Source organism: Stenotrophomonas sp. HMWF003, assembly GCF_003061285.1.
GTDB lineage: Bacteria > Pseudomonadota > Gammaproteobacteria > Xanthomonadales > Xanthomonadaceae > Stenotrophomonas > Stenotrophomonas maltophilia_AP.
In genome coordinates this window covers 1-1,829 of sequence record NZ_QAIW01000241.1, presented here as the reverse complement: position 1 = coordinate 1,829, position 1,829 = coordinate 1, and the positions used below count along the sequence as shown (strand labels likewise).

The window sequence follows — 1,829 nt, the reverse complement described above, 5'->3', positions numbered from 1 at the left end:
AACCCCGCCAAGCCCAAGGCCGCCACCAAGGCGCCGTCCAAGCCCAAGGCCGCCGCACCTGCGAAGGCCGCCCCCGGCAAGGCCGCTGCCGTTGCCAGCACGCCCGCACCGGTGCTGTCGGACGTGCGCGCCAAGATCGACCACATCGACCGCAGCATCCAGGCACTCATCGCCGAGCGCGCCAACTTCGCCCACCAGGTGGGCAAGGCCAAGGGCAAGCTTGCCGCCGCCGTGGACTACTACCGCCCCGAGCGCGAAGCGCAGGTGCTGCGCATGGTGGTGGACCGCAACGAAGGCCCGCTCAGCGATGAAGTGCTGGTGCATGTGTTCCGCGAAATCATGTCAGCCTGCCTGGCCCAGCAGGAGCCGCTGAAGATTGGCTACCTGGGCCCGGAAGGCACCTTCAGCCAGCAGGCCGTGCTCAAGCACTTCGGCCGCTCGGCGCTGGGCCTGCCGCTGGCCAGCATTGAGGAAGTGTTCCAGGAAGTGGAAGCGGGCAACGCCGATTTCGGCGTGGTGCCGGTGGAAAACTCGGGGCAGGGCACCATCCAGATCACCCTGGACATGTTCCTGACCTCCAACCTGAAAATCTGCGGCGAAGTGGAACTGCGCGTGCAGCAGTATCTGATGTCGCGCAGTGGTCGCCTGGACGATGTGGAGCGCGTGTATGGCCACCCGCAGTCGTTCATGCAGACCTCGTCGTGGCTGCGCGCCAACCTGCCCAAGGCCGAGAAGATCCCGGTGTCGAGCAATGCCGAAGGCGCGCGCCGCGCCCGCAATGCCGACGACGCCGCCGCCATTGGCGGGGAGAGTGCCGGGCACGTGTACGGCCTGAAGAAGGTGGTGACCAAGCCCATCCAGAACGATGCCGACAACACCACCCGCTTCCTGGTGGTGGGCCGCAACATCTTCCCCACCTCCGGCCACGACCGTACCTCGGTACTGGTGTTCATCCACGACAAGCCCGGCGCGCTGTTCGACGTGCTAAGCCCGTTCGCGCGCCACGGCATCAGCATGAACCGCATCGAGTCGCGGCCCTCGCACAATGCCAAGTGGGAGTACGGCTTCTTCATCGACCTGGCCGGCCACATCGAGGATGCCTCGATGCAGGCAGCGCTGGCCGAACTGGAAGCGCACTCCGCACAGATCAAGGTGCTGGGTTCCTACCCGGTCGCCGTGTCCTGATCGCCTCGGCGCAGCCCTGTGCTGCGCCTTCGGTGGCGTCGCCAGCCCGGCGCGCCGCCTTTCCCGCACACCGCTGCATCGCCGCCCGCGCGGCTGCCTGACAGGATCCTTCGATGACCGCTACGCCGTACTGGATTGCCCACAAGGGCCAGCCCCTGCAGGGCACCCTGACCATTCCCGGTGACAAATCCGTGTCGCACCGTTCGGTGATGTTCGCCGCGCTGGCCGACGGCGTGTCGCACATCGATGGGTTCCTGGAAGGCGAAGACACCCGCGCCACCGCCGCCATCTTTGCCCAGATGGGCGTGCGCATCGACACCCCGTCGCCGTCGCAGCGCGTGGTGCATGGCGTCGGCGTGGACGGCCTCAAGGCCCCCACCGCACCGCTGGACTGCGGCAACGCCGGCACCGGCATGCGCCTGCTGGCCGGCCTGCTGGCCGCTCAACCGTTCGACAGCGTGATGGTGGGCGACGAGTCGCTCTCGCGCCGCCCGATGCGCCGCGTTACCGGCCCGCTGGCCCTGATGGGCGCAAAGATCGACACCGACAGCGACGGCACCCCGCCGCTGCACGTGCATGGCGGGCAGGTGTTGAAGGGCATCGATTTCGCCTCGCCGGTAGCCAGCGCGCAGGTTAAATCGGCG

General features: G+C 67.8%; 1 protein-coding gene and 1 pseudogene. Both read left to right on the top strand.

Going from position 1 to position 1,829, the window contains the following annotated elements:
- On the top strand, positions 1-1,185 hold a 1,185-nt coding region (gene pheA / locus DBR34_RS09980), incomplete at its 5' end, for a prephenate dehydratase (RefSeq protein WP_128096674.1).
- A 113-nt stretch (positions 1,186-1,298) separates the two neighbouring features.
- Positions 1,299-1,829: pseudogene (locus DBR34_RS09975) on the top strand (3-phosphoshikimate 1-carboxyvinyltransferase); the annotation flags it as partial.